General features: G+C 70.4%; 12 protein-coding genes. 7 read left to right on the top strand and 5 right to left on the bottom strand.

The window, feature by feature from the left end; genetic code table 11:
* Position 1 precedes the first annotated feature (1 nt).
* The 5 genes from BBK14_RS26945 to BBK14_RS26925 all read right to left on the bottom strand — a co-directional run bounded on the left by BBK14_RS26945 (position 2) and on the right by BBK14_RS26925 (position 6,696).
* Positions 2-1,216, bottom strand: coding sequence for a CaiB/BaiF CoA transferase family protein (locus BBK14_RS26945; protein ID WP_071066041.1), 1,215 nt, complete (start codon positions 1,214-1,216; stop codon positions 2-4).
* On the bottom strand, positions 1,213-2,514 hold the full coding sequence (locus tag BBK14_RS26940) for an amidohydrolase family protein (protein ID WP_071066040.1): 1,302 nt from the start codon (positions 2,512-2,514) through the stop codon (positions 1,213-1,215). The genes BBK14_RS26945 and BBK14_RS26940 overlap by 4 nt, the downstream gene beginning before the upstream one ends.
* A 62-nt stretch (positions 2,515-2,576) precedes the next feature.
* Positions 2,577-3,806: a cytochrome P450 gene (locus tag BBK14_RS26935; RefSeq protein WP_071066039.1), complete on the bottom strand. Its 1,230-nt coding sequence runs from the start codon at positions 3,804-3,806 to the stop codon at positions 2,577-2,579.
* A gap of 238 nt (positions 3,807-4,044) precedes the next feature.
* Positions 4,045-5,487 (bottom strand): aldehyde dehydrogenase family protein, encoded by a 1,443-nt coding sequence (locus tag BBK14_RS26930; RefSeq protein WP_071066054.1) that lies wholly within the window; start codon positions 5,485-5,487, stop codon positions 4,045-4,047.
* Positions 5,488-5,967: 480 nt separating this feature from the next.
* Complete coding sequence (locus BBK14_RS26925; RefSeq protein ID WP_071066038.1) at positions 5,968-6,696, bottom strand: TetR/AcrR family transcriptional regulator; 729 nt, start codon at positions 6,694-6,696, stop codon at positions 5,968-5,970.
* 1,244 nt (positions 6,697-7,940) lie between these two features.
* Between BBK14_RS26925 and BBK14_RS26920 the strand changes: the two genes are divergently transcribed.
* From BBK14_RS26920 to BBK14_RS26890, 7 genes are all read left to right on the top strand, one after another.
* Positions 7,941-9,266, top strand: coding sequence for an ABC transporter substrate-binding protein (locus BBK14_RS26920; RefSeq protein ID WP_241831872.1), 1,326 nt, complete (start codon positions 7,941-7,943; stop codon positions 9,264-9,266).
* A gap of 132 nt (positions 9,267-9,398) precedes the next feature.
* Positions 9,399-10,205, top strand: coding sequence for an ABC transporter ATP-binding protein (locus BBK14_RS26915; protein ID WP_071066036.1), 807 nt, complete (start codon positions 9,399-9,401; stop codon positions 10,203-10,205).
* Positions 10,206-10,239: 34 nt separating this feature from the next.
* Positions 10,240-13,062 (top strand): ABC transporter permease subunit, encoded by a 2,823-nt coding sequence (locus BBK14_RS26910; RefSeq protein WP_071066035.1) that lies wholly within the window; start codon positions 10,240-10,242, stop codon positions 13,060-13,062.
* Positions 13,059-13,994 carry a zinc-dependent alcohol dehydrogenase gene (locus tag BBK14_RS26905; RefSeq protein WP_071066034.1) on the top strand — a complete coding sequence of 312 codons (936 nt, stop codon included), beginning with the start codon at positions 13,059-13,061 and terminating at the stop codon, positions 13,992-13,994. Before BBK14_RS26910 ends, BBK14_RS26905 begins: the two co-directional genes overlap by 4 nt.
* Before the next feature lie 73 nt (positions 13,995-14,067).
* On the top strand, positions 14,068-14,619 hold the full coding sequence (locus BBK14_RS26900; RefSeq protein ID WP_071066033.1) for a VOC family protein: 552 nt from the start codon (positions 14,068-14,070) through the stop codon (positions 14,617-14,619).
* Between the two features lie 114 nt (positions 14,620-14,733).
* A complete protein-coding gene (locus BBK14_RS26895; protein WP_275078517.1) occupies positions 14,734-15,588 on the top strand; it encodes an SDR family oxidoreductase in 855 nt (284 codons plus the stop codon).
* 305 nt (positions 15,589-15,893) lie between these two features.
* On the top strand, positions 15,894-17,345 hold the full coding sequence (locus tag BBK14_RS26890; protein WP_083391277.1) for a DEAD/DEAH box helicase: 1,452 nt from the start codon (positions 15,894-15,896) through the stop codon (positions 17,343-17,345).
* Positions 17,346-17,428: the final 83 nt, after the last annotated feature.

Here is a 17,428-nt window from a genome sequence, read left to right as displayed (position 1 = left end):
GCTACGCGACGACGCCGCGGACCTTGAGGTCCACGACCGTGTCCCAGTCGAGCCCGAGCTCCGCGAGGATCTCGTCACCGTGCTCGTTGAACTGCGGCGCCCGGCGGGTGGCCGGCGGCCGCTCGTCGAACTGCACCGGCGCGGCGGCCAGCTGGAACGGCACGCCGGCCGCCGTCTCGAGGTCCTGGATGTAGCCGTTCGCGACGGACTGGGGGTCGACCGCGACCTCCTGCGTGTCCTGCACGACCGCCCACTGGCCGACGAAGTCGGCCAGCCGCGACCGCCACTCCTCGAGCGTGCGCTCCGCGAAGGCCTCGCGCAGCAGGGCGATCGCCTCGGTGCTGTTGTCCCGCAGCGCCGTGTGGTCGGCGAACCGGGGGTCGACCGCCAGCTCCGGGCGCCCGATCACCTCGCACATCGGCGGCCAGTACCGGCCCGCCTGCAGGCAGGAGAACGCCAGCCAGCGACCGTCCTTGGTGAGGTAGTTGCCGACGAGCGGGTTGGCCATCGCGTTCAGCGGCAGCGGCTCCCACGGCATGTTCAGCACCAGCGAGAGCCCGAGCGCCTGGCCCATGGCCCACAGGCCGGTGCCGAGCAGGGACACGTCCACGATGCTGGCGACACCGGTCCGCTCCCGGTGGAACAGAGCGCCCATGATGCCGCCGGCGATCGTCATCGCGCCGATCGAGTCCCCGAAGCCCGGGGCCGGCGGGCTCGGCACGTGCCCGTACTCCGGGCGGGTCAGGCCCGACGCGATCCCGGCGCGGGCCCAGAACGCGAGCGAGTCGTAGGACCCCCGGTCGGCGTCGGGGCCACGCTCGCCCTGGCCGGTGCCGCGCACGTAGATGATGCGCGGGTTGTGCTCGCGGATCGACTCGACGTCGATCTGCAGCTTCGCCCGCACCTTCGGCAACTTGTTGGTGAGGAACACGTCGGACGTCGCGGCCAGCCGGTAGAGCAGATCGCGACCCTCGGCGGAGGTCAGGTCGAGGCCCAGGCTGCGCTTCCCGCGGTTGGAGTGCTCCAGCAGCACGTGGACGTCCGCCGGCACGGCAGCCACCCCGGCCGAGGCGAGCCCGCGCATGGCGTCGCCGCGCTCGACATGCTCGATCTTGATGACCTCCGCGCCCCAGTCGGCCAGCAGGGCCGAGGCCGCCGGCACGAAGGTGTGCTCGGCGACCTCGAGGATGCGGACACCCTCCATGACACCGGTCATCGAGCCCCGCCCACGTCCTGGAGCCCGTCAGCCTCCACCCGGCCCACTCCGGCGGCCTCGTTGCGCCGGCGCCATTCCGCGCGCGACATCCGCGTCACGTCCACGTCGGCCGCCTGCGCGCGCAGCGCCCCCACCGTCGCCTGCTCCTTCGGGACGTGACTGAAAGGGTCCCAGTTGAAGAAGCGGGCGCTGTTCTCCCAGGTGATCTGGTGAATCTCGGCATCCGGGACGCCGGCGTTCTGCAGCTCGTTCCACACGAACTCCGGCGACTCCGGCCAGGTCGTGTCGGTGTGCGGGTAGTCGCACTCCCAGGCGATCACGTCGACGCCGATGTCGTGCCGCATCTTGAGGCCGGCGGGGTCGGTGATGAAACAGGCCAGGAAATGCTCGCGGAAGACCTCGGAGGGAAGCTTCCCGCCGAAGTCACCGTCGATCCACGTCTGGTTCTGGAAATGCCGGTCGATACGGTCGAGATAGAACGGGATCCAGCCGATTCCACCCTCGGAGAGGGCAACCCGCAGCTTCGGGAACCGGCGCAGCGTGGGACCGAACAGCAGGTCCTGCGCGGTGAGCATCGTCAGCTGCGACGGTATCACGATGGAATGGTCGACTGGCGCCTCGGGAGCCAGCTGCACGATGTCCCAGGCGCCGCCGATGTGCAGGCAGAGCACCATGTCCTCGTCGACGATCGCCTTCAGCATCGGATCCCAGTAGCCCGACAGGAAGCTCGGCCAGCCCTGCCCGTGCGGCGCCTCCAGGAAACTGATCGCGCGGCACCCCTTCCGAGCGATTCTCCGGACCTCCGCGACCGCCAGGTCGACGTCCCACATGGGGACGATTCCCAACGGGATGAACCGGCCGGGGTAGGTGGCGCACCACTCGTCGATGTGCCAGTCGTTGTACGCCTGGAGCATGATGTAGGAAATCTGCTTGTCGGCGGCCTCGCTGAAGGTCCGGGCGTTGAAGCCGGCCATCGTCGGGAAGCACATCGAGGCCAGCACGCCGTTCACGTTCATGTCGCGGACGCGCTCGTGGACGTCGAAACAGCCCGGCCGCATCTCGGACATCGAGCCGGGATGGAATCCCCACTCCTCCCGGGGCCAGCCGACGGTCGCCGCCATGCCGAACGGCGTCGCGGTCGCCTGGCCCTGGAACACCCAGAGATCCGCGCCTTCCGAACCGCGCACGACCTTCGGCGCCTGGTCCAGCCACTTCGCCGGAACATGCCGCTTGTACATGTCCGGGGGCTCGATCGAATGATCGTCAATGCTGATCAGGATCATGTCCGACTGCTGCATTTTTCCCTCTCCCCTGCTGCGGCGGCGAAACGGTACGAGGACTCTGACGCCGAAACGGTCGGTCAGCCGATGCGGACGGGCATCTTCTCCCAGCCCCGCACGGTCGAGGTGCGAGCCTGGACCGCGTTGTCCCAGTCGACCTCCCAGTCGGGAAAGCGCTGGAGCACCTCGTCCAGCGCCACCCGGCCCTCGAGGCGGGCCAGTGCGGCACCGAGGCAGTGGTGGATGCCGTAGCCGAAGCCGAGATGGCGACCCACGGAGCGGTGGATGTCGAAACGGTCGGGATCGGGGAAACGGCGCTCGTCCCGGTTGGCGGAGCCGTTGAGAAGAAGAACGACGCTGCCCGCGGGTATGGTCTGGCCGTGTTGTTCCACGTCGCGCTCGATGTACCGTGCCTGTACCGGGGAGGGCGCTTCGTACCGCAGCACCTCCTCCACCGCGTTGGGAATCAGCGATCGATCCGCGGCGAGTTCGCGGCGCTGGTCCGCGTGTTCACCGATGAGCTTCCCGGCCCAACCGACGAGCCGTGCCGTCGTCTCGTTCCCGGCACCGGCCAGCAGGTTGATGTAGGCGATCACCTCATCGCGGGTCAGCGTGCGGACGGTCCCGGTATCGTCCTCGAACTCCGCATTCATGAGTTCCGTCATGAGATCGTCCGAAGGATGTTCCGCCCGCCATTCGATGTAGTCGACGAACGCGCCGTCGATGCCGATGTCGGGTGGCCTCGGGTTATCCGGGTCCTCGATACGCAGATTGTCGTCGAAGAGGCTTCTGATCGCCTCCTGGTCCTCCTCCGGAATACCCAGGAGATAGCCGATCGTGCGCATCGCCATGTGCGTACCGAGGTCTCCGATGAAATCGAAGCCAGCGGTGCCGACAAACGGGTCGAGGGAACGCCCGCAGAACTCGCGGACCTTCGACTCGAGGGCGTTCATCTTCTTCGGCGTGAACACACGGGCCATGACACCGCGGTGGGCGTGGTGCACGGGAGGATCCTCGAAGAGGATGTTCCCGGGTGGTATGGGGACGTTCGCCTTGATGATCTCCAGGAGGGTGCCCCGCCCGGACAGGAAGGTACCCCATTCGCTCAGGGCACGCTCGACGTCCTCGAAGCGGCTCAGCGCGTAGAAGTCGTGCTTCTCGTTGTAGTAGAGCGGCGCCTCGTCGCGCATCCGCCGCCACACCGGGTAGGGGTCGGCGTCGATCTGGAAGTCGTAAGGGTCATAGTAGACGTCACCTAAATGGCTGGCGAGTGACACGGTTACTCCTTCACTGGGACGTACGGCTTTCATGAATGCCTCGCGCCTCGGCGTCATCCGCGGGGGTCGTCGTCACGGTGTCCGTCCGGGCACGCCGCCGGCGGCGGACCGTGCGGTTCCGGCCCTGCCGAGCGTGCCGGTGGGCCGCAGGTCGCGTACCGAAGCGGGAAAGGAGAGTGCGCCGGTTACCGTCGCCGCCGGTGGGTGCCGGTGGTGCCGGCGTCATGACTCCACCAGCAGCACCGGCACCTGCGGGATCCGCGGGCCGCGACTAGGCCTTCGGCCAGGCGAGGGACTTGGTCTCCAGGTACTGCTCGAATCCCAGCGTGCCGTTCTGCCGGCCGATCCCGCTGTGCTTGTAGCCCCCGAAGGGCAGGTCGGCGCCGTAGGGCGTGCCGCCGTTGACGCACATTCCCCCGGTGCGCACCCGGCGGGCCACAGCGAGTGACCGTTCCAGGGATCCGGAGAAGACACCGCCGCTGAGTCCGTACACACTCTCGTTGGCGATCCGGACGGCATCGTCGTCATCGTCGAACGGGATCACCACGAGAACCGGCCCGAAGATCTCTTCCCGGGCGATCGTCATCGAGTTGTCCACATCGGTGAACAAGGTGGGCTCGACGTACCAGCCGGTGGGCAGGTGCTCGGGCCGACCGCCACCGAGCGCGAGCGTGGCGCCCTCCGCCACCCCCTTCTCGATGTAGCCGAGCACGCGAGCCCGCTGCTTGGCCGAGATCAGCGGGCCCATCATCACGTCCGGGCGCTGCGGATCGCCGTAGGGCACTGCCGCGAAGGCGGCCTTCAGCACCTCGACGCCCTCGGCATAGCGCGACCGCGGCAACAGCATCCGGGTCTGGACGGCGCAGCCCTGACCGGCGTGGTAACACACCCCCAGGCCGGCCATGAGCGCGCTCGGGAGATCCGCGTCGTCGAGGACGATCGTCGCGGACTTGCCGCCGAGCTCGAGGAACACCCGCTTCATCGTCGCGGCGCCCTTCGCCATGATGCGCTGCCCGACGGTGGTCGATCCGGTGAAGGAGATGAGGTCGACCTGCGGGGAGAGCGTCAGCTCCTCCCCCACCAGGTGGTCCGAGGAGGTGACGACATTGACCACGCCGGGCGGGATGTCCGTGCGCTYGGCGACCAGCCGACCGATGCGGGTGGCGTTCCACGGGGTGTCCGGAGCGGGCTTGAGCACCACCGTGTTCCCGGTGGCGAGGATCTGGCCGAGCTTGTTGAGGGCCACCTCGAAGGGGAAGTTCCACGGCACGATGGCGCCGACCACACCGGCCGGTTCCTTCCGGACCCGCCGCCGGTTGAGCACGCCCATCGCCATGCCGTCCGGGAGATCCGACTCCCAGGGGAACTCGTCGATCAGCTTCGCCGGGTAACGAAGCGCGCTCTCCAAAGGATCATCAAGCTGTGGACCGCCGGTCACCATCCGTGGGCAGCCGACTTCGAGGATGAGCTCCTCGCGCAGCTCCTCCCGCTCGCTTTCCAGCGCGTCCTGCAGCTGTTCGAGGCAACGCTTGCGGAAGGCATGGTTCGTCGACCAGTCGGTGGTGTCGAACGCGCGGCGGGCGGCCGCGATCGCCCGCCGCATCTCCGCCGTGGAGGCGTCCGCCACCTGCCCTAATAACTGTTCGGTCGCGGGGTTGATGTTGTCGAATCGCTTGCCCGAGTCGGCTTCGACGAGCTCGCCGTCCACAAGCATCCTGGACTCGGACCTGACATCGGTCACCGCGGTCACGGTGATCTCCTCTCGCCCGCAGGCAGAAGTACGCCCTGGTGTAGCGGAAGTACGCCGGTAAGTGGTGGTGGGTGGTAGGCGTGACGGTGGAGTCCGCATCCCGCGCCCCGCCTCTCCCACGCTCTTCACAACAGGAGCTGGACGACGTTCTGTCCGAAACCGGGAGCAGCGCTCACGCCTAGGTCAGACCGCCACGTCAGGTTCTCGGCGACGCCGCCCGAGGAGATACCTGTGCGGGCGTGACGTCGCGGGTGGGTTGTGGTCCGTATCCGCCCGGGGACGCGAGGCGGGTGCCGTCTGGTGGTGCGGGAGAGCGGGTGATCTGGTCTCGACACCGAGTCGCGTGCGGTGTCGACATCGGATCGCGGGAACGGTCCCCCGCCGGTGTCGTTGGTTGGAGTCCGCTGATCAGCCGGGACGCCGGTCGCGCCGGGACAGGGCGTACTAGCCGCTGTCGTCGCGCCGGCGGCGCTTCTTGGGGTCACGAAGTTGCAGCGCATTGATGAAGATCTTGGTGATCTGGTCGACGGCGACATCGAAGTCGTATCTGGAGCCGTCCTGCATGAGTGACTGTTCGGCGAACCGCAGTGTCATCGTGGCGAGTGCGTCGGTCGCGATGACCGGGTCCAGGGTCGCGTCCGCCAGGCCGCGCCGCTGGAGCTGTGTGATCGAGGCGGCCATCTCCTCGCAGTGCCGCTGGTAGAGCTCGGTCCAGAGGGCGCTGATCGGCTCGTTGTACCGTGCCACCTGCTCGATGACGTTCATGATCCGCGCTTCTTCGCGGTGTGCCTCGAAACGGATCCGGATCGCCTTCGTGAGGCGCTCCCGCGGTGTGGCGGTGGAAGAAGGATCAAGGATGACGTCCATCCCCGAATTGAGAGCATGATCTATGGCGGTGACCACCTCCCGGAGGATGTCCTCCTTCGAGTCGAAGTAGTGGTAGAAGGCGCTGTGGGTCAGGCCGGCACGCTCGCCGATGTCGGAGACCCGCGCGTCATGGAAGCCCTTCTCCTCGAAGACGGTCTTCGCGGCCTCCACCAGTCGGGCCCTTGTCTCGGCCCCGCGGCGTGAGCGCGGCAGGTCGTCGTCCCAGCGCTGTGTCCTGAGCTGACTGTCGGCGCCGGAGCTCCAGACCGGTTCCGCCGCCGGCTTCGGCTGGGGAACTGCTGTCATCGGTACTCCTCCAGGGCCATCGGGTTGGTGCACTGCGAGTGCCAGGTCCGGCGACGTAGTCGAACCCCACGCCCGCATCCGCCTCGGGCCAGGGTGTGCGGGCGGGCTTCGGTCGGCGCCCGCCGGCACCCGCTCACCTTCGGCATCTCCATCACCGCTCACCTGTTCACGGGGTCCCGGTCTGCCGCCGCTGCGCGCGGTCGTCGGGCCGGTGCCCCTCGCCGGCCTGCCGACGAGCCCGTTGCACCAAAACTGACATGATCCTGAAAAAAAATCGACGATCATGTCTGGAAAGTTGACGATAATGTAGACGCTCTCCGGGCGGACAGCAAGCACCTTCCGAACGGTCGCAGGCGGTCGACCGATGGCAACCAGCCCGCCTGCCAGGCGTGGAACAGCAAGCCTTGCCGACGGACGGGCCGCGGGCGGGATGGACGGACCGGGCCCACGGGGCCGCCGATCGATCAACCCCGCACCGGCACGCGGTCGCACACCGCCGCACGCGGACACAGGCCACCGGACCCGCCCTCCCCGGACGAGGACGGCTGCCCCGGACGGGGACCGCGGCCCCGGACGCGGACCCGCGACAGGCGGGCAGCCGACTCGTCCACACCGGCCTGCGCCAGGTCCCGCGCAGCGAGCCCTCCGGTACCCCCTCCTCTCCTGGGGACGGGAATGCGCGGAATAACCAACCGAAAGCGGCATTTCCGGGAGAAGCCGGCAAGGCGGGCGACAGGCGGAGACCGGCCACACACACCTGCGCAAGGCGACTGATCGGCCGCCCAGAGTCACAACCACCGGCCTCTTGACTTCCGGATCGGAAAATGTAAGCCTTCCCACACGTTCCGGCCGAACCGACAGGCAGTCGCGCCGGCGCGGTCCAGTAATTGTTCGCCTGCCGGCTGACGCCGGCAGGTGGAACTGCCGCGTACTGGACCGCAGCCGACCTGTCGCGGCCACTTCAGCCACCACACACCGTCGGCGGCCGTATTCACAATCGCCGCCACGGGACGCTTCGCCGCAGTGCGTTCTATTTGGCGTCACCGGGATTCCAACCGACCGGCGGGCAGTATCAGCCGCTCGTTCAACTTCACTTCCGCAGGCGCGGTCCGGCGCGCCGCGGATTTCGGCTGCGCGGAAGAGGCCGTCGTCGCGGAAAGCGCCGCGACGGCCGGCCCGCCCGCGCAGCGACTACCCAGAGGAAGGTCGTCCAAGAAATGAATCCGAGGAAAGGCCTCTTACCTGTGCTGGCGGCTGCGCTCGCCCTGGTGGCCGCCTGCGGGAGCGGCGGGGACGGCGGCGACAGCAGCGCGGCGGCACCGGGCACGGACGCCGGGACGACGGCGACACTCTCGCGCTCCTCCGCGACGCAGCCGGCCACCTGGAAGACCCTCCCGGTCTCGGGCACCCTGCCCTGCTCCGGCCCCTCGCCCGACCCGACCCGGGGCATCACCCCCACCAGCATCAAGGTCGGCGGGATCGGCACCCTCAGCGGCGGTGGCACCTCCACCTACCAGGAGACGGACCTCGGCGCCCAGGCCCGGTTCGCCCGGGAGAACGCCGCGGGCGGCGTGTTCGGCCGCACGATCGACTACACCGGCATGGTGGACGACGCGCAGAACGCCCAGCAGAACGCCGACGCCGGGAAGAAGCTGGCCGAGAACGAGAAGGTCTTCGCCGCGGCGCCGGTGATGACCACGATGTCGGGCTACGTCGACTCCCTGTGCGAGAACGTGGTGCCGGCGTTCGGCTGGTCGATCAACAGCGGGTTCTGCGGCCGGGCGAACACCTTCGGCTTCACCGGCTGCCTGCTGCCGGACAAGTACAACTCGATCCAGGTCGGCCCGTACGTCGAGCTGCTGTCCAAGAGTTCGGACAAGAGTGTCGTCCTGCTCGGCGTCGACAACGCCTCGGCCAAGCAGGGCGTCGCCGACACCAAGGACGCGCTGGAACGGGCCGGGCTGGACGTCGTCATGACCAACACCACCCTGCAGTACGGGCAGCCGCCCTCGGACCCGTCCAGCCTGGTCCGGCAGATCATGACTGCCAACCACGGCAAGCCGCCGGCGCTCATCTACCACGTCACCGACTTCGTGAACGTGACCGCGCTGGCCCAGACGCTGACCGCCGCCGGCTACCAGGGCATCCAGACCAGCTCGGTGGGCTACGACCCGCGGCTGACCGGCCTGGAGGCGCTGAACAAGACCTACACGGCCGTCCAGTGGCTGCMGTTCGAGGAGACCGCCAACCCGACGGTGCGCCAGATGACCGACGACATCAACAAGTACGGCAAGGGCGCCAAGCTGTCCCTGACCTCGGCGATGGGGTGGATCTCCGCCGACATGCTGATCTCCGGTCTCAAGGCGACCGGCAAGGATCTCACCGTCGACAAGTTCCTGAGCACAATGAACAGCCCGGATTACCACTACGGTGACGGCATCTTCATCGCTCAGTCGACGTGGCCGGAGAATCATTTCTACGGCGCTCCCTGCAGTGCCTCCACCCAGTTGAAGGACGGCCACTACTCGCTCGCCGTTCCGCTCGTCTGCAACAACCCCTACACCAACTAGACCGGCACCCGTGCGAAGCGGGCGGAGGGCGGAACCAAATCCCTCCGCCCGCGGAGGGAGTCCCAGTCCGCACGGGGGCCGGGTCTGTCCCCCGCTTCCTGGACCGTTACGGGCCCGCAGGGGCGGAAAGGAGTGGGTGTGGTTGYGGCCAGCACCGACAGCAGCGTCGCCGGGGTGACCACGGAACCGGCACTGGAGGTCCGCCACGTCACCAAGCGCTACGGCGGTCTTACCGCCGTCAGTGATGTGTCCCTGCGGGTGGACCCCGGCGAGGTCTGTGGCTTCATCGGCCCGAACGGCGCCGGCAAGACCACCCTGTTCGACATCATCTCGGGCCTGACGCCGCCCACGTCGGGCGCCGTGTTCCTCGACGGAGTGGACGTCACCCGGCAGCTCCCGGAACGTCGCGCGCGTTCCGGCGTGCGTCGTACCTTCCAACGCGCGCAGCTGTACAGCCGCCTTTCGGTGGAGGACAACGTCCTGACCGCCATGGAATGGCGCGGCGGTGGGGGCGGGCTGCTCGCCGACCTGTTCGCCGCGCCTGGGCGGCGGCGGCGCGAGGCCGAGCGGCGGGAGCACGCGCTGTCGGTGCTCGCCGCCTGCGGGCTGGCCGACCTGCGGCACAAGCCCGCCGGTGCGCTGCCGATCGGCCAGGCCCGGCTGGTGGAGCTGGCGCGGGCGATCGCCGACCGGCCCCGGCTGCTGCTGCTCGACGAGCCGACCTCGGGGCTGTCCGCGCACGAGACGGAGCTCTTCGGCGAGCAGATCCAGCGCCTGCGGACGACCGGCGTGGCGGTCGTCCTCGTCGAGCACGACGTCGGCTTCGTCATGGGCCAGTCGGACCGGGTCGTGGTGCTGAACCTCGGTTCCGTCCTGGCCGAGGGCACACCGGACGAGATTCAGGCCCACCCCGCCGTCCGAGCGGCCTACCTGGGCTGACCGCCAGACCGGATCTCCATCGAAGGGCCACACAATGGAGGAGTTCCTCAATCTCATCGTCGGCGGCGCCGTCGCCGGCGGTCTCTACGCCATCCTGGCGGCCGGCGTGGTCTTGACCTATCAGACGTCGGGCATCTTCAACTTCGCGCACGGTGCGGTCGCCTTCGCCACCGCCTATCTGTTCGTACAACTCAATGTCACCGCCGGCGTGCCGGTCGTCCCCGCGGCGATCATTTCCATTCTTGTCTTCGCGCCGCTGCTGGGCCTGTTACTGGACAGGCTGGTCTACCGGCGGCTCGCACACGCCCCGGTGGCCGTGAAGATCGTGGTACCGATCGGGCTGCTGATCGCGGTGCCCGGGCTCTGCCTGTTCATCTCCAGCCGGCTGAACCTGTGGTTCCACCTGGACATCGCCGGCATCGAGGATCTGTTCCTGATCCCCGGCCTGGGGCCGACCCCGAAGCAGACGTGGACGCTCGGCGGGGTGCTGCTGGACAGCAACCAGATCGCCGTCTTCGGCGCCGCGGTGCTCACGGCCGTCGGTCTGTGGGTCCTGCTGCAGCGCACCCGGCTCGGGCTCCAGATGCGGGCCGTGGTGGACCGGCGGAGCCTGGCCGCCCTGCGCGGCATCGATCCCGACCGGACCTCCGCCGTGTCGTGGATGCTGGGCAGCTTCCTCGCCGGGCTCGCCGGTGTGCTGGTCGCCCCGATCTTCACGCTCAACACCCCGGTGTTCACCACGGTCGTGCTGATCTCGACGCCGGCCGTCGTGTTCGCCCGGTTCCGTTCGATGCCCCTCGCGCTCGCCGGCGGCCTGCTGATCGGCGTCCTGCAGAACCTCATCGTCGGCTACGCGGACTTCGCCCAGAACATCTCCGGGTTCAGCACGTCGGTGCCGTTCATCCTGCTGCTCGGGCTGCTGTTCGTGTTCGCCGTGGACCGCAGCCGGCGGGCCGGCGCGCACGCCGACGACGACCCGCCGCCGCCGTCCTACGGGACGGAGTCGAAGCGGCGCAAGGTCATCGCGTGGACGGTGTGGAGCGTCGCCGTCCTCGTCTTCGCGCTGTTCGTGGCGGACGAGTACTGGCAGTCACTCATCATCCGCGGACTGGCGCTGTCGCTGGTGCTGCTCTCCTTCACGGTCGTGACCGGAGTCGGCGGGATGGTCAGCCTCGCGCAGGCCGCGTTCGTGACCGCCGCCGGCATCACGGCCGGCTGGGCGGTCAGCCACCACTGGCCGTTCGCGGTCGCGCTGCTCCTCGGCACCGCGGTCGCCACCGCGATGGGCGTGCTGGTGTCGCTGCCCGCCCGGCGGCTCGGCGGACTGCCCCTGGCGCTGGCGACCCTGGCCCTGGCGTACCTCTGCCAGAACCTGTTCTTCCAGCTCAGCGGCGTGAGCCGGAACGACTTCGGCGGCTGGGTGCTCAGCCCGCCCGCCCTCGGACCGGTGGACCTCGCCGACCCCCGCTCAATGATCATTTTCCTGGCGGTCGTGCTGGGCCTCGCCCTTCTCCTGGTCAGCAACCTGATCCGGTCGAGCTCCGGCCGGGCGATGGCCGCGCTGCGCTCCACGGAGCCGGGCGCGGTGACCATCGGCATCTCGGCGGGCCGCACGAAGACCGCGGTGTTCGCCCTGTCCGCGGCCATCGCCGGCTTCGGCGGGGTGCTGCTCGCGAGTTCGTCCGGGCGTATCACCCACCTCGACTATCCGGTCGAGACGGGCCTGTTCTGGCTCGCCACGGTCGTGCTGTTCGGGGTGCGCCGGCCGGCCGCGGCCGTGATCGCCGGGCTGAGCGCCGCCGTCAGCCCTGAGATCCTCAGCCACGTCGCGGAGACGTCCTACCTGCCGCAGGTGCTCTCCGGCCTGGCCGCGATCAACCTGGCGCAGAACTCCGACGGCATCCTCGCGCTCACCGCGCAGCAGCGGTTCGAGCGTCGCCGCAGGCGGGAGCAGCGGGCGCTGCGCCGGGAGGCCGCCGCCACGGCGGCGACCCCGGTCAGCACCACCCCGAACAGCGTGACCCCGGTCAGCGCGCCGGACACCGAGGCCTCGGACGGTGCCTCGACCGTGCTCGAGCTGCGTGACGTGCACGCCGCCTACGGCGCCGTGGAGGTGCTGCACGGGGTCAGCCTGACGCTGCGGGCGGGCGAGGTGCTCGCCCTCATCGGGGCCAACGGGGCCGGCAAGTCGACGATCTGCGGGGTGGTCACCGGCGGCGTCCCGGTGACGCAGGGCACCGTGCGGCTCGGCGGTCAGGACGTCACCGGGCTGCCACCGCACCGCAGAGTCCGGCACGGCGCCTTCCTCATCCCCGAGGGCCGCGGCATCTTCCCGGCCCTGACCGTGGACGAGAACCTCTCCCTGTGGCTCCCGTCGGCCGATGACCGGGACGCCGCCTACCGCCGTTTCGCGGTGCTCGGCCGACGCCGCGGCCAGCTCGCCGGATCCCTGTCCGGCGGCGAGCAGCAGATGCTGGCCCTGGCGCCGGCGCTGGTGAAGCCCCCCGCCGTCCTGATCGTGGACGAGCCCTCGCTCGGCCTGGCCCCCCTCGTCGTCGCCGAGGTCTACGCCGCCCTGGAGGAACTGCGGGCCACCGGGACCGCGATCCTGCTGGTCGAGGAGAAGGCCCACGACGTGGTCGCGCTCGCCGACACCATCGCCTTCATGGCCGTCGGCCGGGTGGCCTGGGCGCAGCGGACCGCCGATGTCGACGCGGACCTGCTGGTGCAGTCCTACCTCGGGATCAGTGACACGCCGGCCGGGCACTCCGGGTCACCGGCAGCCCTGGCCGGCAGCACGACCGGCCCCAGCACGACCGGCCCCGCCGTCCCGCAACCCGCGAAGGAGCGTTCATGAAAGCCGTACGTGCAGCCGAAGGCGGCGTGCAGCTCGTCGACCTCGACGAGCCGCCCGGCACCGGCGAGATCCTGCAGGTCCGCTCGGCGAGCATCTGCAGCTCCGACCTGATCTACATCAGCCAGGGCAGCCGCCACATCCTCGGCCACGAGCTGGCGGGCGTGCGCGCGGACGGCAGCGCCTACATCGTCGAGGCGCTCTTCGGCTGCATGGAATGCGAGCAGTGCCTGAACGGCAACTACAACCGCTGTCCCACCCACGGCGAGCGGGCGCTCGGCTTCAGTGCCGACGGCGGCATGGCCGAGCAGTTCCGCGTGCCCACGGCCCGATTAGTCCCGCTGCCGGCCGGCCTCGACGTGCGCGACGCCTCCATCGTCGAGCCGGCGTCGGTGTCCTGGCACGGCGTCCGGATCTCCGGCGCCGCCCCCGGAGCCCGGGTCGCCGTCGTCGGCGCGGGCGCGCTGGGCCTGCTCGCCGTCGCCGCCGCCCGCCGGCAGGGCATCACCGACATCGCCATCGAGGCGCGCTATCCGCACCAGATCGAGGCCGCCGAGCGCCTCGGCGCCAGCGGCCCACCCAAGGGCGAGTACGACGTCATCATCGAGGCGGCGGGAAGCCCGGCCAGCCTCGCCCGCGCGGTGGAGCTGCTGGCGCCCGGCGGCACCGTCGTCGCCATCGGGGTCTACATGGGCACCATCGAGGTCGACTGGCTCAGTGTCTTCCTCCGCGAGGGCCGCCTGTTGTCCTCCCTCGGCTACTGCCGCCACGGCGGCGGCCGCGAGATGGATGACGCCGCGGCCATGCTCGCCGAGGACCCCGAGATCACCCGCACCCTCATCACCCACCGCTTCCCGCTCGAGGAGGCCGAGGAGGCGTTCCGGGTGGCGAGCGACCGGAAGTCGGGCGCCATCCGGGTCGTGCTGGAGCCATGAGACGGYACGCCCGGTCCCCCCGGCGCGCCGGGAACGGCCCGTCCCGCACGTCCGTCTACGCAGAGGAGCACCGATGACCCCGACCTCGGAGGTGGCCGCCCGGCCGGCCGTCCTGCCCGGCGCCGCCCGCCAGATCGGCTACATCGTCCGCGACATCGATCAGGCCGTGCGCAGCTGGCTGGAGCTGGGAGTAGGCCCCTGGTACGTCCTGCGCGGACAGACGCARACCGGCCTCTACCGGGGCCGGTCCTGCTCGGCCCCGCTGTCCATCGCCTTCAGCAACACCGGTGACCTGCAGGTCGAACTGATCTGCCAGGAGGACGACACCCCGAGCATCTACACCGAGTTCCTGCACGCGGGGCACGAGGGGTTCCACCAGCTGGCCTGGTGGACCGACGACTTCGACGCCACCATGCGTGCCGTGGCGGCCGCCGGCTGGCCCGTCGTGTGGTCCGGTGACGGCGACGGCGCGGCTCGCTACGCCTACGTCGAGCCGCCGGCCGGGCCCGCGACCATCGTCGAGATCATGGAAGTCACGGCCGCCACGGACGGCATCGCCACGCTGGTCCGCCAGGCCGCGCAGGACTGGGACGGCAGCGATCCGATCCGCACGCTCAGCGTGTAGGCCGCCCGCCGACGTGCGCGGGCCCGGTCCGGGAGCACCCGGCCGGCGCCCCGCCGTCGGCGGTCCTCGCCCCACGCTTCGAGCGATCACGCCACACAGGGAAGTGGAGGAGCCTTGACCAGGAATGGCACCCGGACCGCCGGGACGGTGGGCATCGTGACCGGTGCCGGTCGCGGCATGGGCCTGGCCTGCGCGCAGCGCCTCGACGGCACGGTCGACGCGTTGCTGCTCGTCGACCGGGACGAGTCGGTGACGGCGCTGGCGAAGCGGTGGCCGGCGAGCACGACCACCGTCGAGGCGTTCGTCCTCGACGTCACCGACCGGGAGGGACTGGACCGGCTCGCGGCACGGGCCGGCGAGCTCGGCACGCTGCGCGCCGTCGCGCACGCCGCGGGCATCTCGCCGACCATGGCCGACTGGCGCCGCATCTTCGCCGTCGACCTCGTCGGGACGGCGCTGCTCGCGGCGGCCCTGCGCCCGCTCACCACCGCCGGGACGGCGCTGGTGTGCTTCGCCTCCATGGCGCCGTACCTGCAGATCAGCGAGGCCGATCCGGCCGCCGACGCCGTGCTGGACGACCCGCTCGACGAGAACTTCCTCGACCGCCTGCACGAGGCCCTCGGGCCCCTCGTCGAGGACCCCGGCATGGCCTACTCGTGGGCCAAGCGCGGGGTGCAGCGCTTCGCCCGCCAGGAGGCGGTGCGGGTCGGTCCGCTCGGCGGGCGCGTCTGCTCCCTCTCCCCGGGGATCATCGACACTCCGCAGGGCCGGCAGGAGGCCGAGACCCACACGATCATGCAGACCCTGGTGGACCAGACTCCGCTCGGCCGCATCGGGCAGGCGCAGGACGTCGCCGACGTGGTCGCCTTCCTGCTGTCCGACAGCGCCCGCTTCGTGACCGGTGTCGACATCCTCGTGGACGGCGGCATCTGTGCCGCGCTGAGCGGGTCAGCGGCCGCCGCCACCTAGTAGGGCTTTGTTGGGTGCGACGCACCCTGGGTGGGGCCCACCGCTGGCGCGGCCACCAGCGACGGCCCGTTGCCCGCCGACGACCTCACCGCACTTGTGGGCACCGATGCGGCGCACGGACCAGCTATGCTGGCTCCATCAGCTCGTCGAGCTCCTGCCGCGAGTTGTCCGCGCGTCGTAGCACCCGCTTCTCAGCATCGGGCCTCCGCTCCGCGCGTAACCGGCCGAGATCCTCGGATCCCCGGTTGTCGGCGGGACACCCGCACAGATAGAGATTCTTCTTGTCTTCGTTCACCGATCTTGGCGTGCCCGCGCGCCTGACCGATGTTCTCACCCGTCTCGCCATCGAGACCCCCACCCCCATCCAGCGGGCGACGCTGCCGGACGCGCTCGCCGGACGTGACGTCCTCGGCCGCGGCCGCACGGGGTCCGGCAAGACGCTCGCGTTCCTCCTGCCCGTGGTCGCGCGGCTGTCCGGCGGGCCCCGGGCCCGGGCCGGGGCTCCGCGCGCGCTGGTTCTGGCGCCCACCCGCGAGCTCGCCGCGCAGATCGACACGGCGCTGCGACCGCTGGCCGCTGCGGCCGGCCTCACCTCGTGCACCGTGTTCGGCGGCGTCGGTCAGGAACCGCAGGTGGCCGCGATCCGGCGGGGTGTCGACATCGTCGTGGCCTGCCCCGGCCGGCTGGAGGATCTCCTCGCGCAGGGGCGCTGCTCGCTGGCCCAGGTGAAGATCGTCGTGTTGGACGAGGCCGACCACATGGCCGATCTGGGGTTCCTGCCCGCGGTGCGCCGGCTGATCGGCCAGACCGCGGCCGGTGGGCAGCGCATGCTGTTCTCGGCGACCCTGGACAAGGCCATCGACACCCTGGTGCGCCAGTACCTCAGCAGGCCCGCGGTACACGAGGCCGACTCCGCCCAGTCCCCGGTGGGCACGATGGCGCACCATCTGCTGCACGTCGAGCGGGACAGCCGGCTTCCCGTGCTCGTCGACCTGTCCAGCGCCCCGGGCCGCGCGGTCGTGTTCACCCGCACGAAGCACGGCGCCAAGGCGCTGGCCCGCCAGCTCAACCGCGCCGGCGTGCGCGCGGTCGAGCTGCACGGCAACCTCAGCCAGAACGCCCGTACCCGCAACCTCGACGACTTCCACACCGGCCGGGCCTCGGCGCTGGTCGCCACGGACATCGCCGCCCGCGGCATCCATGTCGACAACGTGGCACTCGTGATCCACGCCGACCCACCGGCCGACCACAAGGCATACCTGCACCGTTCCGGGCGCACCGCGCGTGCCGGCAACAGTGGCACCGTCATCACCCTGGCGACCACGGAGCAGATCCGTGAGGTCACGCAACTGGCCCGCGCCGCCGGCATCAGGCCGACGACCACCCGGGTCGCCTCCGCCGCTCACCCGATACTCGCCACGCTCGCCCCCGGCGCCCGGTCGCTCAGCAGCCCCGTGGTCGCGGCACAGGCGGAGACCAGGAGCACTCCAGCCCAGCGCCGGCCGGTCGGTGAAGACCGCGGCACCGAGCCGACGCCTCGAACGGGCAGACGGCGTGGACGCCGCCCCGCCGGCAACCACGGCGGCCGCGCCGCCGACCACGGCCGCCGCGCCGGGCGGTCCACGGCGTCCCGATCGCCCGCGGTCACGGCTCGTACCAGCTCACCCGAGCACGAGGCCGGCCCGTCACCCGCGAAGCGGTCCAGCTCGCGACCGACCCACAGCGCCGCGGCGTTCAGCGCACGCCGCGCCCGCTGACCGGACCCGGTCACACCCACACACCCTGAGCCCGGGTCCGCTCGGGCGGCGTCCTCGCAGGGCGGCGCTCCCACCCCGGTGGG

Source organism: Parafrankia soli, assembly GCF_001854695.1.
GTDB lineage: Bacteria > Actinomycetota > Actinomycetes > Frankiales > Frankiaceae > Parafrankia > Parafrankia soli.
This window is presented reverse-complemented; position numbering and strand designations above follow the sequence as displayed.

Bases quoted from the DNA above. Each gene is read 5' to 3' on its own strand.
- BBK14_RS26905 (WP_071066034.1), top strand. From the start codon at position 13,059: ATGAAAGCCGTACGTGCAGCCGAAGGCGGCGTGCAGCTCGTCGACCTC.
- BBK14_RS26940 (WP_071066040.1), bottom strand. From the start codon at position 2,514: ATGCAGCAGTCGGACATGATCCTGATCAGCATTGACGATCATTCGATC.
- BBK14_RS26925 (WP_071066038.1), bottom strand. From the start codon at position 6,696: ATGACAGCAGTTCCCCAGCCGAAGCCGGCGGCGGAACCGGTCTGGAGC.
- BBK14_RS26935 (WP_071066039.1), bottom strand. From the start codon at position 3,806: ATGAAAGCCGTACGTCCCAGTGAAGGAGTAACCGTGTCACTCGCCAGC.
- BBK14_RS26945 (WP_071066041.1), bottom strand. From the start codon at position 1,216: ATGACCGGTGTCATGGAGGGTGTCCGCATCCTCGAGGTCGCCGAGCAC.
- BBK14_RS26910 (WP_071066035.1), top strand. From the start codon at position 10,240: ATGGAGGAGTTCCTCAATCTCATCGTCGGCGGCGCCGTCGCCGGCGGT.